The sequence below is a fragment of the Microbacterium sp. LWH12-1.2 genome, assembly GCF_040675825.1.
Classification (GTDB): Bacteria; Actinomycetota; Actinomycetes; order Actinomycetales; family Microbacteriaceae; genus Microbacterium.
Genome location: NZ_JBEGIJ010000001.1, coordinates 3,772,657 through 3,798,212, shown reverse-complemented (window position 1 = coordinate 3,798,212; position 25,556 = coordinate 3,772,657). Strand labels below are relative to the sequence as shown.

Genomic DNA, 25,556 nt, shown 5'->3' with positions numbered 1-25,556 from the left:
CGCTCACGAAGACTCCGCGAGCGCGTCCTTGACGAGCGTGGAGAGGATCGAGGTGCCGTCGATCGGCCCGATGATGCGAGCGGCGACGCGGCCCTGCTTGTCGAGCACGAGGGTGGTCGGCGTCGCCTGGATCGGAACCGCCTGAGCGAACGCGAACTTCGCCTCGGCGGTGTCGACGTCGATGAGGCTCGGGTACGTGATCGAGTACTCGTCGGCGAACGCCTTCGCGGTGTCGGCCTGGTCGCGGGTGTTGATGCCGACGAAGGAGACCCCGTCGCCTTCGTACTCCTGCCAGACCGATTCGAGGTCGGCGGCCTCCACACGGCACGGCGCGCATCCGGCGTACCAGAAGTTCACGACGGTGACCTGACCTTCGAGGTCGGCGCTGTCGAAGTCCTCGCCGGTCTCGGTGACGCCGCCGAAGACGACGGGCTCGCCGCGCTCGCTCTCGGGAATCTCGACGATCGCTCCGTCGGCGGCGACGTAACCGGTGTTCTCACCGCTCAGGAAGGACTCGCTGACGGGGTCGGGCGCGCAGGCGCTCAGACCGATGGTGAGTACCGCGGCGAGCGCGGCTCCGACCGCACGACGAGAGCGTCGAGTGCGGGAGCGGCGGCCGCTGCGATTCGGGTCAACCGTCGAGGCGAGTGGCACGATTCTCAGTTTACGCGCGAGACCCTATGGGCCAGCCGGATGCAGGGGCCGCCGAACGGCTCGGCCCACGGCGTCAGAACCGAGCGAGCACGTCGGCGACGCCGGCACGGAACCGCGGGCACGTCGCGATGTCGTGCGACCGGCACCGCATCGCATGCTCGGTCATCTCCCGCGAGCGCCGCATCTCCTCCATCCTCCGATCGAGGTCGTCGAGATGCTCCTGCAGCACCTGATGCCGGCCGGCGCTGCCGTCATCGAGCAGCACGCCGATCTGCTCCAGGCTCATCCCGGCCGCCTTGCTGCGCTGGATCACGGCGATACGGACGACGTCGTCCTCTCCGAAGCGCCGACGTCCTGCCGCGTCGCGATCCGGCCGGAGCAGGCCGACCGACTCCCAGTGCCGGAGCACATTGGTCGGCAGGCCGAATCGGGTCGCGACGTCCCCCACGGACCACGGATGCTCAGCATTTGACTTCATGTTGACATGAAGTCACAGACTGGCCGTGAACGCAAGATCTTCGACAGGAAGGACCACCCATGTACGACGCGATCGTGATCGGCGCGGGCCCCGCAGGGCTGCAGGCGGCGCTGACCCTCGGGCGGATGCACCGCTCCACCCTTCTGCTCGACTCCGGTGAGTACCGCAACGGCACCGTCCTGCACATGCACAACGTGATCGCCAACGACGGCACCGCCCCGGCGGAGTTCCGGGCGACGGCCAGAACGCAGCTCGCGTCCTACGCCGATGTCGAGATCCGTGACATCGGCGTCGACCGCATCGGTGGAACCGAGGACGAGGGATTCACCGTGACGCTCGCGGACGGCTCGAGCGTCGACGCGCGACGGATCGTTCTCGCCACCGGCGTCGCCGATGACCTCCCCGACATACCGGGGCTGAGCGCACAGTGGGGACGGACAGCGTTCAACTGCCCGTTCTGCGACGGGCACGAGCATGCGGGGAAGTCCATCGCGATCCTGGGACCCGCGCCGCGCGCCGAGCACCTCATCGGGCTGCTGGGTCGGATCGTCGGCGAGATCACCGTCTTCCCGGTCGGCGAAGCTCATTCGGATGACGAGCGGCGGATGCTCGAGGCCCTCGGCGTCCGCGTCGGAGCCGCGCCCGTCGACGCGGTGGAATCAGTCGGAGCCGGCGTGCGGATCAGAGCCGGCGCCGAGGAAGCCCTCGTCGCCGGGGTGTTCGTCGCCGCGGCATCCGTCCGCCAGCGGGCTCCCTTCGCCGAGCAGCTCGGATTGCGGATGCTGTCTTCCGGCGCGATCGAGATCGACGACTTCGGCCGCACCTCGACCCCCGGGATCTCGGCGGCCGGCGACCTCGCGCACCGCGCATCCCTCCCCGGCCTGATGGCATCCGTGGTGATGGCGTCGGCCGCCGGTCAGCTTGCGGCCGTCGGTGTCATCCAGTCGCTGATGGCGTCCGAGCACTGACCCGACGTCTCGAAAGGCGTTTCTCCGATGCCGCTCCTCGCTCTCCGGTCGTTGAGCGAGGGAGCGCAGCGACTGAGCCGAAACGCGCTTCCCCGATGCCGACGTCGGATCAGCGCGTTTCGTCTCGCTTCGCTCGCTCAACGAACGAGAAGAGGCTGTCAGACGGCCCCGACGTCGACGGCGTCGTCTGTTGCAGCGGGCTCCGCGTACGCGACCTCACGCCACACGTCGCCGACGCGCTCGAACGACGTCACGCTCGACAGCGCGCAGCGACGGGTGCGCGGATCGTGGCGCAGCGGGAGACCGGCGACACGGAGGTGCGTGATCCAGATCGGCGCCTGGTGCGAGACCATCACGACGTCGCCGTCTCCTGCGGCATCCCATGCCTCGTCCATGATGCCGAGCATCCGTTCCGCGACCGCGGTGTAGGGCTCGCCCCAACTCGGCAACGAGGGCTGACGCAGATGCCACCAGTTCAGGGGGTTCATCAGGGAACGACGCATCTGCGTCCCCTCGAACACGTTCGTGGGCTCGATCACACGGATGTCGATCTCGGGCACGAGGTCGAATCGCTCGGCGAACGGTTCGGCCGACTCCTGCGCCCGCTCCAGGGGGGAGCTGTACAGCTCGGTGACCGGCCGGGCGAAGGCGGCGACATGGTCTGCCGCCGCCTTCGCCATCCGCCGGCCGGATTCACTCAGGTGATAGTCCGGAAGTCGGCCGTAGAGCACGCGGTGCGGATTGTGCACCTCACCGTGACGGACGAGATGCAGCCGGGATGCCGTCATCAGGCCTTGCGGTATTCAGCCGAGCCGAAGCCGAGGATGAGGTAGCCGATGTACGGGAAGAGGAACAGCAGGAAGAACGAGAACACGCCGCCCTTGCCGAAGCGCTGGCCGAGCTTGATCGCGACGATGATCCCGAAGACGATGTTGACGATCGGGATCAGGTAGAGCAGCGCGAACCAGCCGGACATGCCGGCGATGCGCACCAGGAGGATGACGTTCACGATCGGGATGATCGCGAGGATGCCGGCGTGGCCGGCCTTCGTGAACACCTTCCACAGGCCGATGACGACGAGGATGTAGAAGATGAGCGCGATCACGCCGTTGGTACCGGAGAAGATCGATGCGTAGAGGTCGGAGATGCCGTTGGAGTCCATGGGGAGCCTTTCGTTCGAGCCGATCATACTGATTCCCCGCGTCCGCACGGGGAACGACGCCGAAGACGCACCATGACCCCCCGTAGAATGGGCGGGTTCGTCATTTCCCAGATCAGGAGGAAACTTCCGTGCTTCGCACTCACACGTCCGGCTCACTGCGAGCCGAGCACATCGGTCAGACCGTCACCCTTACGGGTTGGGTCGATCGTCGGCGTGATCACGGAGGAGTCGCTTTCATCGATCTGCGGGATGCCTCGGGCATCGCCCAGGTCGTCATCCGCGACGAGGAGATCGCCCATCCGCTGCGCAACGAGTTCGTGCTGAAGGTCACCGGCGAGGTCTCTCGCCGCCCGGACGGCAACGCGAACCCGAACCTCCCCACCGGCGAGGTCGAGCTCATCGCATCGACCGTCGAGGTCCTGAACGAGTCCGCTCCGCTCCCCTTCCAGGTCTCGACCGCGGTGGCCGAGACCGAGACGGTCGGCGAAGAGGCGCGACTCAAGTACCGCTACCTCGACCTGCGTCGTCCAGCGGCGGCATCCGCTCTGCGTCTGCGCTCGAACGTCTACAAGGCGATCCGCGACGTGCTGCACGAACGCGACTTCACCGAGGTCGAGACCCCGACGCTGACCCGCTCGACGCCGGAAGGCGCTCGCGACTTCGTCGTGCCCGCGCGCCTGCACCCGGGCAGCTGGTACGCGCTGCCGCAGTCGCCGCAGCTGTTCAAGCAGCTCCTCATGGTCGGCGGCGTGGAGAAGTACTTCCAGATCGCACGCTGCTACCGCGACGAGGACTTCCGCGCCGACCGTCAGCCCGAGTTCACGCAGCTCGACATCGAGATGAGCTTCGTCGACCAGGAAGACGTCATCACGCTGATGGAGTCGCTGATCCAGGCGATGTGGGCGACCATCGGTGTCGAGGTGGCCGTCCCGCTGCCCCGGATGACATACGCCGATGCGATGGCGAAGTACGGCTCCGACAAGCCCGACCTGCGCTTCGGCCTCGAGCTCGTCGAGGCCACCGACTACTTCGCGGAGACCCCGTTCCGGGTGTTCCAGGCTGAGTACGTCGGCGCCGTCGTCATGCCCGGCGGCGCGAGCCAGCCTCGCAAGACCCTCGACGCCTGGCAGGACTGGGCGAAGCAGCGCGGCGCCCGCGGTCTTGCCTACGTCCTGTTCAACGAGGACGGTTCGTTGGGCGGCCCTGTCGCGAAGAACCTGTCCGAGGCCGAGCAGGCGGGCCTCGCTGCGCTGGTGGGCGCGGCTCCCGGAGATTGCGCGTTCTTCGCGGCCGGTTCCGCGAAGGACAGTCGCGCACTCCTCGGTGCCGCACGCGTCGAGATCGGTCGTCGCCTCGACCTGCTCGACCCCGACGTCTTCGCATTCACGTGGGTCGTCGACGCGCCGATGTTCGAGTCCGCAGCGGACGCCGTGGCATCGGGCGATGTCGCCGTCGGCGCAGGCGCCTGGACCGCCGTGCATCACGCCTTCACCGGCCCGAAGCCGGAGTTCGCCGACACGTTCGACACCGACCCCGGCTCGGCTCTCGCTTACGCGTACGACATCGTGTGCAACGGTTCCGAGCTCGGAGGCGGCTCGATCCGCATCCACCGCGAAGACGTGCAGAAGCGTGTCTTCCAGGTGATGGGCATCAGCGAGGAGCAGGCCGACGAGCAGTTCGGCTTCCTGCTCGACGCGTTCAAGTTCGGCGCCCCGCCGCACGGCGGCATCGCGCTCGGCATGGACCGCGTCATGCAGCACCTCACGAAGACCGACTCGATCCGCGACGTCATCGCCTTCCCGAAGTCCGGCAACGGTTTCGACCCGCTCACCGCGGCGCCGGCGCCGATCACGCCGGAGCAGCGCGCCGAGGCCGGCGTCGACTTCGAGCCGGAGGACGACGAGGCCTGAGCCTGAGCCGAAGAGACCCCGTGCTGCTGTCAGCGGCACGGGGTCTTTTCGCGCCGGCCGGGCGTACGCCAGCCTCGGCCAAGCGCGCTTCCCTCGGCCAGATTCGCGGATTGTGGCCGAGGGAAGCGTGCAAAGCCGAGCGAGGCGTACGCGGGATGCGGAACGGATGGCGGGTCGCTGGGCGGATGCCGCAGCATCCGACTACGCGAGAGCGAGCGCCGGCGCGATGTTCTCGTTCCAGACATCCACGCCGAGCTTGCCGATGAGCGCGACGACCACGACGAGGAACACGACACGGATGAAGGTGGCACCGCGCGAGATCGCCATGCGGGAGCCCAGGTAGCTGCCGGCCACGTTGGCCACCGCGAGGATGCCGCCGAGCAGCCAGAGCACCGCTCCGTGCGGGACGAACAACATCAGCGCCCCCGCGTTGGTGGCGAAGTTCACGATCTTGGCCTTGGCGCTCGCCTGCAGGAAGTCATAGCCCAGCAACCCGACCAGCGTGATCACGAGGAAGGTGCCGGTGCCAGGCCCGATCATGCCGTCGTAGAAGCCGATGGCGAGTCCGGCGGCCCCGGCCATGATGTGGTGCTTGTGTCCGCGGAAGCGCAGCTGCGTCGCTGCACCCAGTTGCGGCTTGAACGCCGTGAAGAGTGCCACCGCCAGCAGGGCGATCACGATGATCGGCTTGAACGCCGCAGAAGGCAGCACCGTCGCGACGGCGGCACCGCCGAAGGACCCGGCGAGCGCGATCGCCGCCATCGGCAGGGCTGTGCGGATATCGGGCTTCGCCCGCCGGTAATAGGTGACACTGCTCGTCGCCGTACCGAAGACCGAAGCGAGCTTGTTCGTCGCGAGCGCCTGGAGCGGCGAGATGCCGGGGATCAGCAGCAGCGCCGGCAGCTGCAGCAGACCGCCACCACCCACCACGGCGTCGATCCATCCGGCCGCGAACGCCGCCACGATGACGAGGATCAGCATGCCCCAGGTGAGCTGCTCGAGCCCGAGTACTGCGCCGATGTCCATCCCGCCAGAATGCCAGACTGGCATCATGCTCGACGCGCTCCCCCTCCCGCATCCCTTCGATTCCCGTGTCGGACGCGCCGCTCTGCGTCGCGCCACGGCGGAGGATGCGGATGCGGTGATCCAGTTGTTGTCCGACGACGCGATCAGCGCCGCCCGTGGCGACCTGGCATCCGAGGCGGACCGCCCTGCCTATGTCGCAGCCCTGCTCGGGATCCTCGCTGATCCCTCGAACGACCTTCTCGTCGTCGAACTCGACGGATCGGTCGTCGGCACGCTGCAGCTCACATCGATCCCCGGCATGTCCCGTCGAGGGGCACGTCGACTGCTGGTCGAAGCGGTACGGGTGCACAGCGACCTGCGCTCCTCCGGCATCGGATCGGCGGTGATGCGATGGGTGTCCGACACCGCAGCACCGGCGGTCGATGCGTCGATCGTGCAGCTCACGTCGGATGCCGCGCGCACCGATGCGCACCGCTTCTACGAGCGACTGGGGTACGTGGGATCGCATCGGGGTTTCAAGTACAACGTGCCGCGCGGCTGACCCGACGCGAGCACGCACGCCCCCGCATCCGTTCCGCCACCACCCGGACACCTCCCATTCACCCGGCCCGCCTGTCCGAGTAACCCCCGCCCCATAGCCTCCTCTCGCAACCCGGCTTCACCCGCAGCCGGACACCGAGAGGAACACCCATGGCACGTTTCCCCCACCGCGCGCGCGTCGTCGCCGGCATCGCCCTCGCCGCCACCGCGGCGCTTGCTCTGACGTCGTGCGCCGGCGCATCGGCGGCCCCGGCCGACGGCGATACCGCCACTGACGCGGCAGCCGCAACATCGGTCGCCGACTTCGGCACATTCGCCGACCTCGAAGCCGCTGCCAAGGCCGAGGGCCAGCTGAACGTCATCGCCCTCCCCCGCGACTGGGCGAACTACGGCGAGGTTCTCGACCTGTTCGCCGAGAAGTACCCGGAGATCACGATCAACGAGGCTTCCCCCGATGTGTCCAGCGCCGAAGAGATCCAGGCCGCGAAGACCAACGAGGGCCTCGACACGGCCCCCGATGTGTTCGACCTCGGACTCGCCGTCGCGCTGCAGAACACCGACGTGTTCGCACCGTACAAGGTGCAGACGTGGGACGAGATCCCCGACGCGCTGAAGGAGTCGACCGGCCTCTTCGTCGGCGACTACGGCGGATACATGTCAATCGGCTACGACTCGTCGAAGTACAAGGCTCCGGCCGAACTCACCGACCTCCTCGATCCCGCGTACAAGGGTTCCGTCGCGATCAACGGCGACCCGACCCAGGCCGGCGCCGCGTTCGCCGCGGTCGGCCTCGCCACGGTGCAGTCGGATGGCACCCTCGACGACTTCCAGCCCGGCATCGACTTCTTCGCTGAGCTGCAGAAGGCCGGCAACATGCTCAAGGTCGACGTCACCACCTCGACCATCGCCAGCGGCGAAACCCCCGTGGTGTTCGACTGGGACTACCTGAACGCCTCGCACGTCGCGGACAACAAGGACTGGAAGGTCGTCGTCCTCAAGGGCACCGGCTACGCGGGCTACTACAACCAGGCGATCAACAAGGACGCACCGAACCCGGCCGCAGCGCGCCTGTGGCAGGAGTTCCTCTACAGCGACGAGGTGCAGAACCTCTGGCTCAAGGGCGGCGCTCGACCGGCGCGCATGGAGGCCATGACCGAGGCAGGAACGATCGACGCCGACCTCGCCGCCGCTCTTCCCGAGGTTCCGGCCGAGACGGTCGTTCCCACCGAGGAGCAGAGCACGATCGCCGGCACCCTGCTCGGTGAGAAGTGGGCAGCGGCGGTCCAGTGACGACCCTCGCTGCAACGGGAGCGGATGCCTCGGCATCCGCTCCCACCGCGACCGCCGGCCCCTCGCGCGCTGCGAGGGGCCGGCGGTCCGCTCCGTCATGGGCCTGGCTGGGACTGATCCCGTTCGCCGCTTACGTGATCGGGTTCCTCGCCGTTCCGACCTTGCTCGCCATCGGCTCCGGCTTCTTCACGAAAGACGGTTCTTTCACCTGGACGAACGTCGCCGCCCTCGGCGATCCCGTCGTGCTGAACACCTTCGCGAACACCGGGTGGTTGTCGTTGATCACCGCCGTCGTCGGCGCGGTCGTCGGCGCCCTGGTCTGTTACGCGCTGCTCGGCATGAACCCCGAGGGCGCGATCCGCTCGACGGTGGATGCCGCCGCCGGTGTGCTCGCCCAGTTCGGCGGAGTGATGCTCGCGTTCGCTTTCATCGCGACGATCGGCCTCAAGGGCGTCGTCACCGAGTTTCTGAGCGGCGCATTCGGCATCGACATCTTTGCCGGCGGCGCGTGGATCTACGAGCTCCCCGGCCTCTACCTGCCGTACATCTACTTCCAGATCCCGCTGATGGTGATCACGTTCATGCCCGCACTCGCCGCACTGAAGCCGCAGTGGACCGAGGCGAACCTCACCCTCGGCGGCACTCGCGCGAGCTTCTGGCTGCGCATCGGATTCCCCGTGCTCGCCCCTTCCTTCCTCGCCTCGCTGCTGCTGCTGTTCGCCAACTCGTTCTCTTCGTTCGCGACGGCGGCTGCTCTCTCCAGCCAGGGATCCCAGATCGTGCCGCTGCAGATCCGCACCGCGCTGACCAGCGAGACCATGCTCGGCCGGGAGAACCTCGCCGGAGCCCTCGCTCTCGGCATGATCATCGTCGTCGGAGTCGTCATGGCCCTGTACTCGCTCATCCAGCGTCGGGCAGCGCGGTGGCAGTCATGAACCGCCTCGGTCCCTCCCTCACGACCCGCTGGATCATCGGGATCGTCGTCGGCGCGTTCTTCGCGATCCCGTTGATCTCGACGTTCCTCTACACACTCCGCGATTCGGCCGGTGGCATGTCGCTCGAACGATGGGTGACGCTGTTCGATCCCGCGACCTCGGCGGCGATCAAGCCCATCTGGATCGGTCTCGGCAACTCGCTGGTGCTGGCTCTGGTCACGGTTCTGATCGTGCTGTTCCTGCTCGCACCCACGATGATCCTGATGAATCTGCGCTTCCCGAAGCTGAGGCCGGTCTTCGAGTTCGCCGTACTGCTACCGATCTCGATCCCGGCGATCGTGCTCGTCGTCGGCCTCGCGCCGATCTATCTGCAGATCGGACGGACGCTCGGCACCGGCACCTGGACGCTCGCCTTCGCGTATGGGATCACGGTCCTGCCGTTCGCCTACCGCTCGATCCAGGCATCCATCGACGCGGCGGACATGAAGACGCTCGCCGAGGCTGCCCGCTCGCTCGGTGCGAGCTGGCCGACGGTGGTGCTCCGAGTGCTCGCACCGAATCTGCGGCAGGGGCTGCTCGCAGCATCGCTCATCTCGATCGCTGTCGTGCTGGGCGAGTACACCATTGCATCGCTGCTGAATCGGCAGGTGTTCCAGACGGCGTTGATCGTCGTGCAGAAGCAGGATGCGTACGCACCCGCGATCTTCACGCTGCTGGCACTGCTGTTCTGCTTCCTCTTGCTCCTCACCATCGGCCGCGCCGCCCGCGGCACCGGAAAGGCCCGCTCATGACCCTCCCCCGTACCGCCGACAACATGCTGCTCGCCGAGGCCGGCGAAGGTACACGCGTGCAGCTGCAGGGCATCGTCAAGAGCTACGCCGGAAACCGCGTCCTGCACGGCGTCGATCTCGACATCGCCCCGGGCGAGTTCGTCTCGCTGCTCGGTCCGTCCGGCTGCGGCAAGACGACGCTGTTGCGGGTGCTGGCCGGTCTCGAGGGCGCCGACGAGGGTGCGGTGCTGCTCGGCGGCGGCGACGTCTCGCGCGTGCCGACGAACAAGCGCGACATCGGCATGGTGTTCCAGTCGTACTCGCTGTTCCCACACCTTCGGGTCGTCGACAACACCGCCTTCGGTCTGCGTCGTCGCGGTGCGGGTCGGGCGGAAGCCGCCAAGCGCGCCCTCGACGCCCTCGCTCTCGTCGGGTTGGATGCCTTCGCCGACCGGTTCCCCCATCAGCTCTCCGGCGGCCAGCAGCAGCGCGTGGCGCTCGCCAGGGCGCTGGTCACCGAGCCCAAGGTGCTGCTGCTCGACGAGCCGCTCTCCGCGCTGGATGCGAAGGTGCGGGTGCAGCTCCGCGACGAGATCCGTCGCATCCAACTGCGCCTGGGGATCACCACGGTGTTCGTGACGCACGATCAGGAGGAGGCTCTCGCGGTCTCCGACCGGATCGCCGTGATGAACTCCGGTCGCATCGAGCAGATCGGCTCCCCCGAGCAGCTGTACACGGAGCCGTCGACGGCCGGAGTCGCCGCGTTCGTCGGCCTGTCCAGCGTCGTGTCGGGTGTCGCCGAGGGTGACCACGTCATGGTGTGGGGGCAGAGGCTTCCGCTGCGCTCCCCCGCCGACGGCCCGGTCGACGTCTACCTGCGACCGGAGAACGTGTACTTCGCTTCCGAGGCGGATGCCGCCACCGACGCGCTCGTCGAGGAGAGCACCTTCCTCGGCAGCATCCGGCGCACGCTCGTGCGCACGGAATCCGGCGAGCTCGTGCGGCTGCAGCACTCGCCGCGCTTCCACCCTGCCTTCGGCGATCGGGTGCGTATCGCGGTGAATCCAGAGCCGGTGGCGGTGCATCCGCGCGGTTGAGGGTGCGGTCGAGGGCTTCGCGCCCTTCGGTGAGACGTTCGCCGTGATCGTTCACGGTTCGCTTGACCACACCTTCGGATAGGACTATCGTGACAGGCTCGTGAACGTTCACGAATCTGGCTCGAAAGGACGATGGTGACCCCTCAGCTCGCAGTCGAAGAGACACACACCCGCACCGGTGGATGGGCCGTGCTCGGCCCGGGGAACATCGCGCGCACATTCCTCACCGGCCTCGCATCGAGCGCGGGTGAGCTCGTCGCGGTCGGCAGCTCGGATGCCTCGCGGGCCCAGTCGTTCGCCGACGAAGCGAAGCAGCAGGGCGCCGCCGACGTGACGGCAGGCGACTACGCGCACGCCCTCGCCGATCCTCGCGTCGACGCGGTCTACGTGTCCAGCGTGCACACGGCTCACGCCGCTCTCGCGATCGCGGCGATCGAGGCCGGCAAGGCCGTGCTCTGCGAGAAGCCCCTCGCCGTGAACCACGGGACGGCAATGGCGCTCGTCGATGCCGCCCGGCAGGCCGGAGTACCGCTCGTCGAGGCCTACATGTACCGCTTCCACCCGCAGACCCGTGCTGTGCTCGACCTCGTGCGCGAGGGAGCCATCGGCCGCGTTCTCCACATCGATGCGTCCTTCGCCTTCCGCGTCGGTGAGCGCCAGGGGCGACTGTTCGACCCGGCCTTGGCGGGCGGCGGCATCCTCGATGTCGGCGGGTACACCGTCACGATGGCATCGGCCGTCGTCGACGCCGCGGATGGCGTGCACGCATCCGAGCCCGTCGACCTGACGGCCGGCGGCACCCTCGGCCCCACCGGCGTCGACGAGTGGACCGTCGCCAGAGCGACGTACCGCAGCGGCATCACGGCGACTCTGACGACCGGCGTCATGACCCCGGCGGCGAACACCGTGACCATCCTCGGCGAGAAGGGCAGCATCCGCGTGGCGGAACCCTGGGTTCCGACCGGCGATGCCGAGATCGAGCTCGCCACCGGCGATGGCGTGCGCACCATCGTGATCGAGGCCACTGACGCGTATGCACTCGAGGCCGACGCGACCATCGCTGCGCTGCGCGAAGGGCGGCCCGACGCGCCGGAGATGACGTCGGCAGAGACTCTCGCGACGGCGCGCACCCTCGATCGCTGGCGCGCCGCCATCGGCCTGCGCTACCCCTTCGAGGCCGAGGAGGCGGACATCGCGCCGGTGCGCGGTTCGTTCCGCGGCATCGGGGCCGACGGCGACATGCCGTACGGCGACATCCCGGGTGTCGGCAAGCGCGTCTCGCGCCTCGTGATGGGTGTCGACAACCAGCCCGACCTGGCTCACGCGTCAGCGATCTTCGACGTCTACGCCGAGCAGGGCGGCAACGTCTTCGATACCGCGTACATCTACGGTGACGGTGACCTCGAGAAGCGGCTGGGCCGCTGGATCGCGAACCGCGGCGTCCGCGAAGACGTCGTGGTCATCACGAAGGGCGGGCACACCCCGCACTGCGACCCGGAGTCGGTATCGCGCCAGCTTCTCGAGAGTCTCGAGCGACAGGGAACCGACTACGCCGACATCTATATGCTCCACCGCGACAACCCCGAAGTCCCCGTCGGCGAGTTCGTCGACGTTCTCGACGAGCACGCGCGTGCCGGCCGCATCCGCGTGTTCGGCGGATCGAACTGGTCGCCTGAGCGCATCGACGAGGCCAACGCCTACGCTCTGGCCAACGGGCGGCAGGGTTTCGGCGTCGTGAGCGATCATTTCGGGCTTGCCGAGGCATACGACGTGCCGTGGGAGGGTTGCGTGCAGGTGACCGATGCCGCGTCGAAGCGCTGGCTGGAGGAGCGGCAGATCCCGCTTCTCCCGTGGTCATCACAGGCACGTGGATTCTTCACCGGTCGCGCCCGTCCGGACGACCGCAGCGACGCCGAGCTCGTGCGCTGCTACTACAGCGACGAGAACTTCGAGCGCCTGCGTCGCGCCGAGACCCTGGGGGCCGAGCGCGGCGTGCCGACGACGGCGATCGCACTCGCCTACGTGCTCGCGCAGCCCTTCCCGACATTCCCCCTCTTCGGACCGCGTACGATCGAGGAGACCCGCTCGTCGATGCGGGGACTCACTGTCGATCTCACACCCGAAGAGGTGGCGTGGCTGGATCTTCGCAGCTGACCGGCGCAGGCGACCCCGGGGCATCGGGGTCGCCTGCCACGCGTCGGCGTGCGACCATCCTCGACGTCGCTGCGGTTGCCGGGGTGTCACGCCAGACCGTCACTCGCGCGGTCAACGATATGCCGGGCATCAGCGTCGAGACCAGGCGTCGGGTCCTCGAGGCCGCGAGCACGCTCGCCTACCGCCCCTCTCGATTCGGTCGAGGGCTCGTCACGGGCGGCGACAGCCAGCTCGGACTCGTCGTCAGCGATCTGCGCAATCCGTACTCCCCCGAGCTGGCCGCGGCGGTCGTCCGCCGTGCCGCTGCCGACGGATGGAGCGTCTCCCTCGTCGACATCGGGCTCGCCGGCTCCGCCGATCGGCTCCTGCATTCACTTCATGCGCAGGTCGATGTCATCGTCGGCTATCTCGGCGAGTGGGCGCTGGGGTGGGAGAGCCGGTTCGGCGCGACGCCTCTCATCCTGCTCGACGCGGATGCGGATTCCAGCCATGCCGGGGTGAATCTGGATCCGACCGCAGCGATCGAGGATCTGGCGGCTCACCTCGTGGCCGTCGGTACCCGCCGGCCGGTCGTGCTCGATGCATCCGAGCCTCACTCGACGAGTGGTCGCGGGATCGCGATGATGGCGGCCCTCGAGCGGCGAGGTCTCGCACCCGAGCTCGTGCACGCCTCCGCCTCGACACCGGAGCATGCGTCCGCCGTCACGGCGCAGGTCATCCGCCGTGCCACACCCCCTGACGCCATCTTCGCCTTCAACGATCTGATGGCGCTCGGCGTGCTCTCGGCGTGCCGCCACGCCGGCCTCGACGTGCCCCGCGACATCCGCGTCGCGGGAGTCGACGGTCTCACGATCGGCGCCCTCGTCGCCCCGACGCTCACGACCCTCGCGGTGGATTTCGACGAGGTCGCCCGCCACACTCTCGAGCTCGCCGTCGCACTCCGCGAGGGCGTTCCCGGTGCCGACCTGAAACGCGTCTCGAGCCATCGTCTCGTGCTGCGCGAATCGGCGTAGCAGTCTTCCGCAGCGGATGCGCGAGCGCTAGCGTGTTGCCCGAGGGGGCGTCGCTCTCTCTATTCGGGAGAGAGGACGCCTCATGGCGGGCAAGTTCGAGCTGTATCAGGACAAGGGCGGCGACTGGCGGTTCCGGCTGAAGGCCGGCAACGGCGAGGTCATCGCCACCGGGCAGGGCTATGCCTCGAAGTCGGGCGCGCAGAACGGCATCGATGCGGTGAAGCGCAACGCCGCAGATGCCGAGGTCGTCGAGATCGACGGCTGACGCCGACACCCCCGCTTGACGTCGAAACCCCCTCGTACTGACGTCAGTACGAGGGGGTTTCGGCGATATCAGGGGGTTTCGGCGCGTGGCCCGTGGCCGGCGTCCGAGACTAGAGCACCCGGGAAAGGAAGTCCTTGGTGCGCTGATGCTGCGGGTTGCCGAGCACCTCGCGCGGGTCACCCTGTTCGACGATGTGGCCGCCGTCCATGAAGATCAGGCGTGAGCCGACCTCGCGGGCGAAGCCCATCTCGTGGGTGACGACGAGCATCGTCATCCCCTCGTCCGCGAGCGAGCGCATCACCTGCAGCACCTCGCCGACGAGCTCGGGATCGAGCGCCGACGTCGGCTCGTCGAAGAGCATCATGTCGGGGTTCATGCACAGTGCTCGTGCGATCGCCACACGCTGCTGCTGACCGCCGGAGAGGTGGCCCGGGTAGGCATCCGCCTTCTCCGCCAGCCCGACGCGTGCGAGCATCGCGAGCGCGACCTTCTCCGCCTCGGCCTTGGACCGCTTCTTCACGCGCTGCTGCGCGATCATGAGGTTGCCCATGACGTCGAGGTGCGGGAACAGGTTGAAGCTCTGGAACACCATGCCGATGCGCGTGCGCACGCGGTCGATGTCGACGTCGGGATCGGTGATGTCGATGCCCTCGATGAGCACCTTGCCGCCGGTCGGTTCCTCGAGCAGGTTCACCGAGCGCAACAGCGTCGATTTGCCCGACCCCGAGGGGCCGATCACGCAGACGACCTCGCCGGCGGTGACAGTGAGGTCGATGCCCTTGAGCACCTCGTTGTCGCCGAAGCTCTTCACGAGCCCCTGCAGGTCGATCGCTGGGGCGTGGATATCAATCAGGTCGGTGATCATCGCTGCTTCGCCATCCGTCGTTCCAGCCACGCGCTGAAGCGCGTGAGGGGGATCGTCACGATCAAGTACAGGATCGCCGCCATGATCAGCGGCGTCGCGTTCGTGTTCTGGGTCGCCGCATCACGGGCGAAGTTGGTGAGCTCCTTCGACCAGATGAACGTTCCCGCCACGAACAGGAGCGAGGTGTCCTTCAGCAGCAGCACGAACTCATTGGTCAGCGGCGGGATGATGATGCGGAACCCCTGCGGCACGATGATCCAGAATGTGGTCTTCATGGGGGACATGCCGAGGGAGCGTGCCGCCTCGGTCTGCCCCTTGGGCACCGCCTGGATGCCGGCGCGAATGGTCTCGGCCATATAGGCCGATGCGACGAGGATGAGACCGATGAGCCCCAGCACCACCGGGCCGCCGAGGTCGCGACCCGAGACCCCCGATGCGACCGGCAGGATGAACGCCACCCCGAAGATCGTGAGAATCGCGGGGAGCCCGCGGAAGAGCTCGATCCACGCCGTGGCGATCCAGCGGAACGGGCCGATGCTCGAGAGCTTCAGCAGCGCCAGCACGACGCCGAGCACCAGCCCCGCAGTGAACGCCACCGCCGTGAACCACAACGTGTTGACGAGAGCGGTCGTGATGATCCCGGGGAACATCTTGACCGCGACTTCGGGGTTGAAGAACAGCGGCCCGATCCTCGCCCAGTTGGTGGTGATCGCCGCCCAGACGACGATCGCGATCAGCACCGCGTAGATGATGTACCGATAGAGCTTGCTTCTCGTGCTGCGCCTCAACGCCATTGTCAAGGTCTCCCTGATCTACGCTGCTCGCCGATTACTTCGCGGTGAAGTAGTTGTCGTAGATGGTCTGGTAGTCGCCGCTGTCCTGCAGCTCCTTCAGCGCGCCGTTGACTGCCTCGAGCAGCGCGTCCTTCTCGCCCTTCGCGAAGGCGAAGCCGTAGGACTCGCCGGTCTCGTACTCCTCGACGATCTTGTACGCCTTGTCGGCCTTCTCGTGCTCGAGGTTCACCGGCTGATCCTGCAGGATCGCGTCGATCAGACCGGACTGCATCGCGGGCCACAGCTCGCCATCCGACGGGTACTGCACGATCTCGGCGCCGGTGGCGTTCTCGTTGGCGTACGCCTCGCCGGTGGTGCCCTGCTGCACGCCGACATTCTTGCCCTCGAGCTCATCGATCGACTTGATGCCGGAGTCGGTGCGCACCAGCAGCGACTGCAGCGACTCGTAGTACGGGTCGCTGAAGTCGATGTTCTTCTCGCGCTCTTCGGTGATCGTCATGGCCGAGGCTCCGACGTCGCACGTGCCCGATGCGAGCGTGGTGCCGGACTGCAGAGCTTCGAAGCCGACGTCCTGAACCGCGAGCTTCAGATCGAGCTTCTTCGCGATCGCGTCGAGCAGGTCGATGTCGAAGCCCGTGTAGCCGGTCCCGTTGTCGCCGCCTTCGAACTCGAAGGGCGCGTAGGGGATGTCGGAGCAGACGGTGAGCGTACCGGCCTCGATGAGGTCGAACTCGTTGTCGGCGGCGCCGTCGGATCCACCGCTTCCACCGGCGCAGCCGGCGAGGGCGAGAGTGGCGGTCGCCGCGAGGGCGATCCCGGCGAAGATGTTGCGACGCTGCATGTCAGCTCCTGGAGACGAGGGCCGGAGGCCACACGAACGGGTAGGAGAACATCTTGACACGCCGTCCATCGGCTGACCCAACAACATCGGCCCACCACGGGTCACAGTTGTGTTGCAAGTGACCGTTAACCGGATTCGACGGTCAGACCTCGAAGTCGACGGCGACCCGAGAGGCCACCACCGAGCGGATGTAGACGGCGACCTCTTCGTGCGCGGGGTGCACCTGGTACTCCTCGAGCGCGGCGACGGAGGCGAAGTCCGCGATGAGAGTGACGTCCCAGTTTGCGACGGGGTACGCGACATTCGCGCCGGCCGAGATCGACAGCAGCTGGGGAACGACGCCGTCCAGCGCGTTCAGCCGCCGGGCGACCTCCACCGCCTGCGCGGAACGCTCAGCGGCGTCCTCCGCGGCGAGTTTCCAGGTCACGACGTGCCGGATGGTCACTTCGACTCCCTCCGGTCGCTCAGTACATCGCATCGAAGGGCCTCCTCGAGCGAGTCGCGCAGACGGTCAGCAGACAGCCGCCAGTGCGCGTGGAGTTCGCCGTCGATCAGGACGACCGGGATCTTCTCCCACCACAGCTCGTACAGTGCGGGGTCGTCCTGGATGGATGCCTCGACGATCTCGATCTGCTCGGCAGCCGCATCCGGCAGGTCGGCGACGACAGTGTCGATGATCTCGGACGCGACGTCGCAGAGATGGCAGTCCGGCTTGCCGATGAGGGTGAGCGTGATCACGCCGAAGGCACCTCGACCGGATGCCCCTGGGCGACCCACTCGCCGGTGCCGCCATCGACATTGGTGACGTCGTAGCCGCGCGCCTCCAGTGCCTCGACGACTCGCGCCGAACGCCCGCCCACCTGGCAGATCACGTCGAAGGCCTCCGCCGGAAGCTCTTCGAGCCGATTCCCGATCTCGGACATCGGGATGTTCACGGCGCCGGGAACATGACCCGAAGCGAACTCGTTCTTCTCGCGCACATCGATGAGCGGCGTGCTCTGACGCACGGCGAGATCGGCGATGGTGATCGACTTCATGGCATCCTCACGGTGGTTCACGTAATCGGTGTTCACATTCGGGCGCAGAGACACAAAGCGCCCGTCCGGAGACAGGCGCTCGGTGTCTTGGCCGCTTACTTCTTGTTGCGGCGCTGGTGGCGAGTCTTACGAAGCAGCTTGCGGTGCTTCTTCTTCGCCATGCGCTTGCGGCGCTTCTTGATGACAGAACCCACGGAAACCTCACTAAGTCAGGGGCTGGGCGTCTCGGATACCGGACGCCCGGGTTTGGGCACGGAAAAAATGCCTCGGATCAGTCTAGCAAACCGGAGCGCCCTCGCCGCACGGGCATCAATCGGGCGCATCCTGCGTGACCATGAAGCGCCACACGAGCGCGTGTCCGAGGGCGATCAGCGTGATCAGCAGCAGCGCCTCGACCTGGATCCCCTTGAGTCCGAAAGAAGCGGCGATCTCCGGGGCGACCCCGATCACGGCGATCGCCGCGTACACGACGACGGTGCCGATCTGGGTCCACCGCACGCCCGCCGGCGTCCCGTCACCGCGAGCCTGCGAAACCAGACGCAGCATCGACACTCCCCCGACGACAGCGAGCACCACGAAAGAGGCGCGCCACATGATGGGGCTTTCGGTGCCGCCGACCTGGGCGAAAAGTCCCATCAGCGCCGGCAGCAGGAACGACAGGTAGATGCCGCCGATCGTCCGGCGCATCGCCGGATCCGACGTCCAGTCGCGGCGTGCGCGGACGACGTTCCACCACAGGCCGGTGAGCGTGAAGCAGGTCGCGGAGAAGAGGGCGTAGAACGTACTGGTGTCCACGTCTTCTCCTTGCGGCTAGCCGACGTCTGAGATGGGCCGCTGCAGGGCGTCGGCGACCGCCGACTCGGGCACGCGGTAGCTGCGACCGAAACGGATCGCTGGCAGTTCGCCGGCGTGCACGAGACGGTACACGGTCATCTTCGACACGCGCATGATCTCGGCGACCTCGGCCACCGTCAGGAACCGGACGTCAGGAACTTCGGGCATCCCCGGTACCCCTTTCTCAATGAGCACACTCTATGGGGAAGGTGCGACGTGTGTAAACCCATGTGGCTGATGGGATCAGTGGGATGCCGGGACCGTGGCGAAGGCCCGCACCGGGAATGTGCCGAATCCGCGGATCGCCGGCGGCGCGGCGGTGAACCGGGCACCACGCGCCGGGACATCGTCGAGGCTCGTCAGATGCTCCACCACGTGCACCCCGGCCGCGAGGAGGATCGAGTGCGCGGGCCGCGTGCCACCACTCTCGGTGTCGTCGATGTTCAGCGAATCGATGCCCACCAGGCGGACTCCGGCGTCGACGAGGAAGCGTGCCCCCTCCTCGGTGAGGAACGGGGCGCCGTGCGCGTACTCCGGGGTGCCGAAGTGACGGCTCCAGCCGGTGTCGAGCAGTACCGCTGCGCCCCGCAGCTCGCGATCGGCCAGCGTCGCCGCACGGATACCGCGCTGTTCCGCGCTCCAGGAGTCACGCAGATGGAACACCTCTGCGGGCAAGCCGACGAGGGAGCTCAGGTCGAGCGAGGCCAGATCGCCACCCTCGGCATACCGGTGGTACGGCGAATCCAGGTAGGTGCCGGTGTTGCCTATCATCGTGATGATGTCCATCGCGAACTCGGTGCCGGGGGCGTACTTGGAACGGGAATCCTCGCGGGTCAGATGCGCGTGGATCGTCGGCGCCGGCAGCCCCGGGTACGTCACCAGGCCCGCCTCGATCGGATGACTGCAATCGATGATGCGTTCGGCGACGTCGGTTCCGGCATCCGTCTCCACGCCGCGGCTTCCTCGGTGGGGCTCTTCCACGATGCGCAGATCGCGCAGGACCACCTCGCTGACCAGGGCGAGCCCGAGGTGCCGGACCAGGAGCCTGCTGACCTCGGCATCCGTCATGTCGGCGTGGGGCAGATCGAGCCGGAAGCCTTCGCCGCTGATCCCTCCCCCGTTCGCGAACGAGATCGAGAAGTCGAAATGCGCCCGATATTCGGCTGCCGCAGTAGTCATCCCCACATCATGGCAAACCCGCACCAGCGAGGGGGTCGGATCAGACCGGTTTCTTCGCCTTCGCCAGACGCTCGCCCGCCTCGCGCAGCGACTGCCTCTCGAGTTTGCGAGCGGCGCGCAGCGCCTTCTCCGCCTCGCGCACCGCCTTTCGCGCCTCACGCAGCCGCCGGTCACCGGCGAGTTCGGCGGGCTCGACATCGACCCACTCCGACTCGCCCCTGTGCGGCTCCCCGCGGTCGAGCCCCGCGATGTACGCCTCGACGCCGTCGAGGATCCGTTCCAGGCCGAAGCGGAAGGGATCAGCGGTGGAGACGAAGACACCGTCGTCGATCGCGTGCCGAAGCGCGGGGTAGGCGTCGGCGGTGATCACCCGATCGAAGAGGGCCGCCTCGCGAGCCGAGACCTCGTCGGGCGAGAGACCGCTGCTTCGCGCCGAATCCGAGTACCCGGCGAGCACTGTTCCGTACCAGCGCGCGTGCCCGGTGACCGAAAGCGCGACGGCCACGCGTTCCTCCGCGGTGAGCGGCGTCGGCTCGAGAGCTGCGAGGCCCGCATCGAGCCAGGACGAGCTGTTCGGTGTGATCGGGGATCCTGAGATCGGCAGCGACAGCATCCACGGATGCCGCAGGTAGACAAGAACCTGCGCCTCGAAGAGCGCGCGCAGCTGGGCCTGCCAGCCATCCAGATCCTGGTGGCTCTCCGGCGGGAGGCCGGTCGCTTCCTCCTGCATCAGGAGCAGGAGATCATCCTTCGCGCTGACGTACCGGTACAACGACATCGGCGTGAAGCCGAGTTTCGACGCGACCGCGGCCATCGAGACCGCGCCGATGCCCTCGGCGTCGGCCAGCTCGACCGCGGCGTCGACGATGCGCTCGACGCTCATCTCGCGTTTGGGTCCGCGCTGCGGATTGGCAGCCACGCCCCAGGCCAATGCGATGCCCCGCGGCAGCTCGGGCGGTTCCTGCTCAGTCATGCCTTCATCGTACTTCTGTTTATTAAGTAAACAGTGTGTTATGGTCATACACAGTTGCTATACGTACTACACAGTTTTCCTCATACACAGAAAGGACTCACGATGACGACAGCAATCGACGCACGGGGGCTGCGCCAGAGCTTCGGCAGCCGGACCGTGATCGACGGCCTGGATCTCACCGTCTCCCGCGGCGAGGTGTTCGCACTGCTCGGGCCCAATGGCGCGGGCAAGACGACGATCATCAACATCCTCACCACGCTCACGCAGGCGGATGCCGGAACGGCGAGCGTCGCCGGCTTCGACGTGCGCACGCACTCCGTGCAGGTGCAGCAGCGGATCAGCCTGACCGGGCAGTCCGCCGCCGTCGACGATGCACTCACCGCCACCGAGAACGTCGTGATGTTCGCGCGGCTGGCCGGACTCGGCAGAGCCGCCTCCGTGCGGCGAGCATCCGATCTGATCGAGCAGTTCGATCTGACGGATGCCGCATCGCGAATCGTCCGCACGTTCTCGGGAGGCATGCGTCGACGTCTCGACCTGGCGTTGAGCTTCGTCGTGACGCCGGAGGTGCTGTTCCTCGACGAGCCGACCACCGGACTGGACACCCGAAGTCGACGTGACCTCTGGGACATCATCCGCTCGCTCGCCGCGTCCGGGACGACCGTCTTCCTCACGACGCAGTATCTCGAGGAGGCCGACCAGCTGGCCGACCGGATCGCGGTGCTGCACGACGGTCGCATCGCGGCGCTCGGCACAGCCGCCGAGCTGAAGTCCCGCATCGGCGGCGAGACCGTCGAACTCCACGACAGCCACGGGGACCTGCTCCGAGAGCTCCCGACCGACGGAACCGTCGCAGGCCTCCGGCGAGCATTGGATCAGCTCGACGAGGAGGGCGCAGACGGCGCCGTCACGCTGCGTCGCCCCACTCTCGATGACGTCTTCCTCGCCGTCACCGCCCGCACAACAGAGCACTCGACCGTGAAGGAGTCCGCATGAACATCGCCATCGCCCCATCGATGCCTCACGCCACCGCATCCGTCCGACCCCGCCTCCGCGGCGCCACCGCTGAGATGGTCTTCGTCGGCCGGAGCCTTCGCCACTCGCTTCGCGACGGTGAGTCGCTGCTGATGGCGATCATGCTTCCGGTGATGCTCATGCTCATGTTCACCTGGGTGTTCGGCGGCGCGATCGATCCCTCCGGCGCCTACGTCGACTACGTCGTCCCAGGGATCATCCTCACCTGCGCCGGCTTCGGCGCGTCCTCGACGGCTGTCTACGTCGCCAACGACATGCGCAGCGGCATCATCGATCGCTTCCGGACGATGCCACTGCGCGCCGGCGCTGTGCTCACCGGGCACGTCGTCGCGAGCGTGCTGCGCAACCTCGTCGCAACGGCGATCGTGATCGGAGTCGGGATCCTCGTCGGCTTCCGCCCCACCGCCACCCTCATCGAATGGATCGGGATGACGGCGATGATCGCGCTCTACATCCTCGCGATCACCTACCTGTTCGCCGCGATCGGACTCGCCGCAGGCAGCCCGGAGGGAGCGAACGGCTACGGGTTCGTGCTGCTCTTCCTCCCGTATCTCTCCAGCGCTTTCGTGCCGGTGGCGAGCATGCCGGAGTGGTTGCAGCCCGTCGCTGCGAACCAGCCGATCACACCGATCGTCGAGACGATCCGCGGGCTGCTGATGGATGCTCCGCTCAGCACGGAGCCGCTGTGGGCCATCGGCTGGTGCCTGGCGATCCTGGCCGTGGCGGTCGTCTGGGGCGCGTGGCTGTTCCGACGCAAGGCTGCCCGGCGCTGAGCCTCAAGGCGCCTGGGCGTCGCAGGACGCGACGCTCAACGGCGGCTGATCAGGCGCCGAGCCTCTTCAACGCCGACGTGACCACGTGCTTGGCGGAGGCGGCGGCGCGGCCGACGACCTCCGCCGCATGTGCGGCGCCATCGGGCAGCGGCAGCGCCGAGTAGTCGAAGTCGGGTGCGCTGTCGCCGAACGCGTCGACGAGGAACGGGACCAGCCAGTCGTCCACGACCTCGAGCGGATTGACCTCGAGGCTGTAGAAACGCCGCTGGCCGTCTTCTCGCACGGTCACGAGCTCCGCGTCGCGGAGCACCTTCAGGTGTTTGGAGACCGTCGGCTGGCTGATGCCGAGTTCGGCGACGATCTGACTCACGCTGGTTCCGGCATCCCCATCAGTGGTGCGTTGCAGCAGGAGCTGGAGGATGTCGCGCCTCGTGCCGTCTGCAATCACGTCGAAGATGTCCGTCATGTGATCAGGGTAGTCGTCCCAGCCACGGAGTACCATGACGAAGGCTCGACGAGAGGCGTCGTGCGGCCGTCTGGACGACGGGCACCGGTGATGAAAAGGGGGACGCGATGTCGAGCATCGTGTCTGCATCGTCTCCCGGAGAGCGCCTCAAGAGCGCGGGGGCCTGGTTCAAACGCCTCATCACCTCCTCGCCGTCACGCTTTGCGATCATCATCTTCGCCCTGCTGATCCTCGTCTTCACCGTGCTGCTGTCGCTTCCGATCGCGTCGGCGAACCGCACGGTCACGCCCCTCGCCGACGCGCTCTTCACCGCCGTCTCCACGATCTGCGTGACCGGCCTCTCGACGGTCGACATGGCGACGCACTGGTCGCCCTTCGGCCATGTGGTGGTCTTCGTCGGCGTGAACATCGGCGGCATGGGCGTGCTCACCCTCGCCTCCCTGATGGGCATGGCGATCTCCAAGCGGCTGGGTCTGCGCGCGAAGCTGATGGCGGCGGGTGACACCAACCCGCTGCGCGCGCACGGTGGCGTCGTCAACGAGAGTCAGACCGTTCGGCTCGGCGAGGTCGGCCAGCTGCTGACCACCGTCGCCCTGTCCACTCTCGTGATCGAGGGTGTCGTGGCGGTGCTGCTCTACCCCGGACTCGTCATGGCGGGCATCGACCCGATCACCGCGCTCTGGGAAGCGCCGTACTACGCGGCGATGTCGTTCACCAACACCGGTTTCGCGCCAAATGTGGGCGGTGTCGCCGTCTTCGCCGACGACTACCTGGTGCTGACCGTTCTGATGATCAGCGTGTTCCTCGGCAGCATCGGCTTCCCGGTGATCTACACCCTCGCCAAGCATGTGTGGCACGTCAAGCGGTGGTCACTGCACACGAAACTCACCCTCGTCACGACGGTGCTGCTGTTCGTCCTTGGCGCCGCGGCCTTCCTCGTCCTGGAGTACAACAACCCGAAGACATTCGGGTCGATGGATGCGGTGGACACGACCTTCCAGGCGTTCTTCCTCTCCGCGATGACCCGTTCCGGCGGGTTCTCCGTCATCGACATCGACGATCTCAACGGTTCCTCGATGCTGGCCGCGTGCATGCTCATGTTCGTCGGCGGCGGTTCCGCCTCGACAGCCGGCGGCATCAAGGTCACTACCCTCGCCGTGCTCGCGATCGCGGTCTGGTCGGAAGCCAAAGGACGCCATTCCGTCGAGGTGTTCGGCCGCCGCATCCCGAGCGACGTCCAGCGCGTCGCGCTCAGCGTCGTCGCCTGGGGCGCGACCATCGTCGCCCTGTCGACGATCATCATCTCCCAGATCACGAAGGCCGACATCAGTCATGTGCTGTTCGACGTGATCTCCGCCTTCGCCACCGTCGGCCTCAGCTCAGGCCTCACCGCCGAGCTTCCCGACTCTGCGAAGTACGTGCTTGCGGCCACCATCTTCATGGGCCGCATTGGTACAGTGACTCTCGCCGCGGCAGTCGCCGCGACGTCGCGATCGCAGCTCTACTCGCTGCCCGTGGAAAGGCCGATCGTTGGTTGAAGTCCTCCGGGGCGATGCGCCCGTTCTCGTGATCGGACTCGGCCGGTTCGGCGCCGCATGCGCGGGCGAACTCGACCGCCTCGGCCGCGAGGTGCTCGCGATCGACGGCAATCTCGAGCTCGTCCAGAAGTGGTCGGATCGGGTCACGCACACGGTGCAGACCGATGCCCGCAACTTCGATGCCCTGCGCCAGATCGGCGCAGCGGACTTCCAGGTCGCGGTCGTCGCCGTCGGCTCCTCGATCGAGGCATCCGTGCTCATCACCGCGAATCTCGTCGACCTGAAGGTGCCGCAGATCTGGGCGAAGGCCGTCTCGCAGTCGCACGGCAAGATCCTCGCCCGCGTCGGCGCGAACCATGTCATCTACCCCGAGCGCGAGGCCGGCGAACGCGTGGCGCACCTGGTCAGCGGGCGGATGCTGGATTTCATCCGGTTCGACGACGACTTCGTGCTCGCGAAGATGTACCCGCCGAAGTTCATCCGCGGCGTGGGCCTCAACGAATCCGGAGTCCGGACGAAGTACAAGGTCACCGTGGTCGGAGTGAAGAGCCCGGGCAAGCCGTTCCGCTACGCCGAGGCGAACACCATCGTCACGAACCACGACCTCATCATCGTCTCCGGCACCAACAGCGACATCGAGCGCTTCGCCGCCCTCGACCGCTGACCTCGCTTCAGGCGTCGATGTCGAGCAGGATATCCACGACGTCGTCGACTCCGATGTCCTCGCGGTCCTGCAGCGCCTTCTTGATCGGCACGATGTAGCCGCCGTCCTTCGGCCAGAGCGCGGTGGTGACGGTGCTGGCGCCGATGGTGACAGATGCCGGGATCATGCCCCACCCGTAGGTGACCACCGTGGACACGTCGTGGATCATCTCCGCTTCGGCGGGCGGGACCGTGACGAAATGGAACGGCGCAGGTCCGCGCCAGAACCAGATCTCGCCGGAGAAACGCAACTGCAT

General features: G+C 67.3%; 32 protein-coding genes. 14 read left to right on the top strand and 18 right to left on the bottom strand.

Features of this window, described 5'->3' with window-relative positions:
* Positions 1-3: 3 nt before the first annotated feature.
* Together MRBLWH12_RS18075 and MRBLWH12_RS18070 are read right to left on the bottom strand one after the other, a co-directional pair.
* Positions 4-654 (bottom strand): TlpA family protein disulfide reductase, encoded by a 651-nt coding sequence (locus tag MRBLWH12_RS18075; RefSeq protein ID WP_363551165.1) that lies wholly within the window; start codon positions 652-654, stop codon positions 4-6.
* A 73-nt stretch (positions 655-727) separates the two neighbouring features.
* On the bottom strand, positions 728-1,132 hold the full coding sequence (locus tag MRBLWH12_RS18070) for a MerR family transcriptional regulator (RefSeq protein WP_341975859.1): 405 nt from the start codon (positions 1,130-1,132) through the stop codon (positions 728-730).
* 59 nt (positions 1,133-1,191) lie between these two features.
* Here MRBLWH12_RS18070 and MRBLWH12_RS18065 point away from each other — a divergent pair, with 59 nt between their 5' ends.
* Positions 1,192-2,100, top strand: a complete 909-nt coding sequence (locus MRBLWH12_RS18065) for an NAD(P)/FAD-dependent oxidoreductase (RefSeq protein ID WP_363551163.1) — start codon at positions 1,192-1,194, stop codon at positions 2,098-2,100.
* 158 nt (positions 2,101-2,258) lie between these two features.
* On the opposite strand, the gene MRBLWH12_RS18060 is transcribed toward MRBLWH12_RS18065, so the two are convergent.
* Both MRBLWH12_RS18060 and MRBLWH12_RS18055 read right to left on the bottom strand, forming a co-directional pair.
* Complete coding sequence (locus MRBLWH12_RS18060; protein ID WP_341975861.1) at positions 2,259-2,888, bottom strand: histidine phosphatase family protein; 630 nt, start codon at positions 2,886-2,888, stop codon at positions 2,259-2,261.
* Positions 2,888-3,289, bottom strand: a complete 402-nt coding sequence (locus tag MRBLWH12_RS18055) for a DUF5684 domain-containing protein (RefSeq protein ID WP_363551161.1) — start codon at positions 3,287-3,289, stop codon at positions 2,888-2,890. The genes MRBLWH12_RS18060 and MRBLWH12_RS18055 overlap by 1 nt, the downstream gene beginning before the upstream one ends.
* Before the next feature lie 101 nt (positions 3,290-3,390).
* Here MRBLWH12_RS18055 and aspS point away from each other — a divergent pair, with 101 nt between their 5' ends.
* Positions 3,391-5,172, top strand: coding sequence for an aspartate--tRNA ligase (gene aspS / locus MRBLWH12_RS18050; protein WP_363551160.1), 1,782 nt, complete (start codon positions 3,391-3,393; stop codon positions 5,170-5,172).
* A gap of 201 nt (positions 5,173-5,373) precedes the next feature.
* Here the strand turns inward: aspS and MRBLWH12_RS18045 are convergent, their stop codons facing one another.
* Positions 5,374-6,198: a sulfite exporter TauE/SafE family protein gene (locus MRBLWH12_RS18045; protein ID WP_363551159.1), complete on the bottom strand. Its 825-nt coding sequence runs from the start codon at positions 6,196-6,198 to the stop codon at positions 5,374-5,376.
* Between the two features lie 25 nt (positions 6,199-6,223).
* Here MRBLWH12_RS18045 and MRBLWH12_RS18040 point away from each other — a divergent pair, with 25 nt between their 5' ends.
* From MRBLWH12_RS18040 to MRBLWH12_RS18005, 8 genes are all read left to right on the top strand, one after another.
* Positions 6,224-6,739, top strand: coding sequence for a GNAT family N-acetyltransferase (locus MRBLWH12_RS18040; protein WP_341975865.1), 516 nt, complete (start codon positions 6,224-6,226; stop codon positions 6,737-6,739).
* 149 nt (positions 6,740-6,888) lie between these two features.
* Entirely contained in the window at positions 6,889-8,028 is a 1,140-nt protein-coding gene (locus tag MRBLWH12_RS18035) for an ABC transporter substrate-binding protein (RefSeq protein WP_363551157.1), read from the top strand.
* Positions 8,025-8,963 (top strand): ABC transporter permease, encoded by a 939-nt coding sequence (locus tag MRBLWH12_RS18030; RefSeq protein WP_363551156.1) that lies wholly within the window; start codon positions 8,025-8,027, stop codon positions 8,961-8,963. Before MRBLWH12_RS18035 ends, MRBLWH12_RS18030 begins: the two co-directional genes overlap by 4 nt.
* Entirely contained in the window at positions 8,960-9,754 is a 795-nt protein-coding gene (locus tag MRBLWH12_RS18025) for an ABC transporter permease (protein WP_341975868.1), read from the top strand. The genes MRBLWH12_RS18030 and MRBLWH12_RS18025 overlap by 4 nt, the downstream gene beginning before the upstream one ends.
* The gene (locus MRBLWH12_RS18020; protein ID WP_363551155.1) at positions 9,751-10,830 is read left to right on the top strand and encodes an ABC transporter ATP-binding protein; all 1,080 of its coding nucleotides are present in this window, start codon (positions 9,751-9,753) and stop codon (positions 10,828-10,830) included. The genes MRBLWH12_RS18025 and MRBLWH12_RS18020 overlap by 4 nt, the downstream gene beginning before the upstream one ends.
* 135 nt (positions 10,831-10,965) lie before the next feature.
* A complete protein-coding gene (locus tag MRBLWH12_RS18015) occupies positions 10,966-12,984 on the top strand; it encodes an aldo/keto reductase (protein WP_363551153.1) in 2,019 nt (672 codons plus the stop codon).
* On the top strand, positions 12,963-13,997 hold the full coding sequence (locus MRBLWH12_RS18010) for a LacI family DNA-binding transcriptional regulator (protein WP_363551151.1): 1,035 nt from the start codon (positions 12,963-12,965) through the stop codon (positions 13,995-13,997). Before MRBLWH12_RS18015 ends, MRBLWH12_RS18010 begins: the two co-directional genes overlap by 22 nt.
* A gap of 82 nt (positions 13,998-14,079) precedes the next feature.
* Positions 14,080-14,262 carry a YegP family protein gene (locus tag MRBLWH12_RS18005; protein WP_363551149.1) on the top strand — a complete coding sequence of 61 codons (183 nt, stop codon included), beginning with the start codon at positions 14,080-14,082 and terminating at the stop codon, positions 14,260-14,262.
* A 109-nt stretch (positions 14,263-14,371) separates the two neighbouring features.
* Here MRBLWH12_RS18005 and MRBLWH12_RS18000 read toward each other — a convergent pair whose 3' ends face one another.
* From MRBLWH12_RS18000 to MRBLWH12_RS17950, 11 genes are all read right to left on the bottom strand, one after another.
* Positions 14,372-15,127, bottom strand: coding sequence for an amino acid ABC transporter ATP-binding protein (locus tag MRBLWH12_RS18000; RefSeq protein ID WP_363551403.1), 756 nt, complete (start codon positions 15,125-15,127; stop codon positions 14,372-14,374).
* Positions 15,124-15,921 (bottom strand): amino acid ABC transporter permease, encoded by a 798-nt coding sequence (locus MRBLWH12_RS17995; protein ID WP_341975881.1) that lies wholly within the window; start codon positions 15,919-15,921, stop codon positions 15,124-15,126. The genes MRBLWH12_RS18000 and MRBLWH12_RS17995 overlap by 4 nt, the downstream gene beginning before the upstream one ends.
* Before the next feature lie 34 nt (positions 15,922-15,955).
* Positions 15,956-16,762, bottom strand: a complete 807-nt coding sequence (locus tag MRBLWH12_RS17990; protein ID WP_341975882.1) for a basic amino acid ABC transporter substrate-binding protein — start codon at positions 16,760-16,762, stop codon at positions 15,956-15,958.
* A gap of 142 nt (positions 16,763-16,904) precedes the next feature.
* Positions 16,905-17,207 (bottom strand): Dabb family protein, encoded by a 303-nt coding sequence (locus MRBLWH12_RS17985; RefSeq protein WP_363551147.1) that lies wholly within the window; start codon positions 17,205-17,207, stop codon positions 16,905-16,907.
* Positions 17,204-17,500, bottom strand: coding sequence for a glutaredoxin family protein (locus tag MRBLWH12_RS17980; protein ID WP_363551145.1), 297 nt, complete (start codon positions 17,498-17,500; stop codon positions 17,204-17,206). The genes MRBLWH12_RS17985 and MRBLWH12_RS17980 overlap by 4 nt, the downstream gene beginning before the upstream one ends.
* Positions 17,497-17,799, bottom strand: coding sequence for a rhodanese-like domain-containing protein (locus tag MRBLWH12_RS17975; protein ID WP_341975885.1), 303 nt, complete (start codon positions 17,797-17,799; stop codon positions 17,497-17,499). Before MRBLWH12_RS17975 ends, MRBLWH12_RS17980 begins: the two co-directional genes overlap by 4 nt.
* A 95-nt stretch (positions 17,800-17,894) precedes the next feature.
* Entirely contained in the window at positions 17,895-17,993 is a 99-nt protein-coding gene (locus MRBLWH12_RS17970) for a 30S ribosomal protein bS22 (protein ID WP_003792170.1), read from the bottom strand.
* Between the two features lie 115 nt (positions 17,994-18,108).
* Positions 18,109-18,594, bottom strand: a complete 486-nt coding sequence (locus tag MRBLWH12_RS17965; protein WP_363551144.1) for a hypothetical protein — start codon at positions 18,592-18,594, stop codon at positions 18,109-18,111.
* Between the two features lie 15 nt (positions 18,595-18,609).
* Positions 18,610-18,801, bottom strand: coding sequence for a helix-turn-helix domain-containing protein (locus MRBLWH12_RS17960; protein WP_341975887.1), 192 nt, complete (start codon positions 18,799-18,801; stop codon positions 18,610-18,612).
* Positions 18,802-18,876: 75 nt separating this feature from the next.
* Positions 18,877-19,812 carry a cyclase family protein gene (locus MRBLWH12_RS17955; RefSeq protein WP_363551142.1) on the bottom strand — a complete coding sequence of 312 codons (936 nt, stop codon included), beginning with the start codon at positions 19,810-19,812 and terminating at the stop codon, positions 18,877-18,879.
* 40 nt (positions 19,813-19,852) lie between these two features.
* Positions 19,853-20,785: a TetR/AcrR family transcriptional regulator gene (locus tag MRBLWH12_RS17950; protein WP_363551140.1), complete on the bottom strand. Its 933-nt coding sequence runs from the start codon at positions 20,783-20,785 to the stop codon at positions 19,853-19,855.
* Between the two features lie 102 nt (positions 20,786-20,887).
* Here MRBLWH12_RS17950 and MRBLWH12_RS17945 point away from each other — a divergent pair, with 102 nt between their 5' ends.
* Both MRBLWH12_RS17945 and MRBLWH12_RS17940 read left to right on the top strand, forming a co-directional pair.
* Positions 20,888-21,781: an ATP-binding cassette domain-containing protein gene (locus tag MRBLWH12_RS17945; protein ID WP_363551138.1), complete on the top strand. Its 894-nt coding sequence runs from the start codon at positions 20,888-20,890 to the stop codon at positions 21,779-21,781.
* Positions 21,778-22,593, top strand: a complete 816-nt coding sequence (locus tag MRBLWH12_RS17940; protein ID WP_363551136.1) for an ABC transporter permease — start codon at positions 21,778-21,780, stop codon at positions 22,591-22,593. The genes MRBLWH12_RS17945 and MRBLWH12_RS17940 overlap by 4 nt, the downstream gene beginning before the upstream one ends.
* Before the next feature lie 49 nt (positions 22,594-22,642).
* Here MRBLWH12_RS17940 and MRBLWH12_RS17935 read toward each other — a convergent pair whose 3' ends face one another.
* Positions 22,643-23,059, bottom strand: a complete 417-nt coding sequence (locus MRBLWH12_RS17935) for an ArsR/SmtB family transcription factor (RefSeq protein WP_341975892.1) — start codon at positions 23,057-23,059, stop codon at positions 22,643-22,645.
* Between the two features lie 107 nt (positions 23,060-23,166).
* On the opposite strand from MRBLWH12_RS17935, the gene MRBLWH12_RS17930 reads away from it, so the two are divergent.
* Together MRBLWH12_RS17930 and MRBLWH12_RS17925 are read left to right on the top strand one after the other, a co-directional pair.
* The gene (locus MRBLWH12_RS17930) at positions 23,167-24,597 is read left to right on the top strand and encodes a TrkH family potassium uptake protein (protein ID WP_363551134.1); all 1,431 of its coding nucleotides are present in this window, start codon (positions 23,167-23,169) and stop codon (positions 24,595-24,597) included.
* Positions 24,590-25,261: a potassium channel family protein gene (locus tag MRBLWH12_RS17925; RefSeq protein WP_102194154.1), complete on the top strand. Its 672-nt coding sequence runs from the start codon at positions 24,590-24,592 to the stop codon at positions 25,259-25,261. The genes MRBLWH12_RS17930 and MRBLWH12_RS17925 overlap by 8 nt, the downstream gene beginning before the upstream one ends.
* Positions 25,262-25,268: 7 nt before the next feature.
* Here the strand turns inward: MRBLWH12_RS17925 and MRBLWH12_RS17920 are convergent, their stop codons facing one another.
* Positions 25,269-25,556, bottom strand: coding sequence for a DUF1905 domain-containing protein (locus MRBLWH12_RS17920; protein WP_363551132.1), 288 nt, complete (start codon positions 25,554-25,556; stop codon positions 25,269-25,271).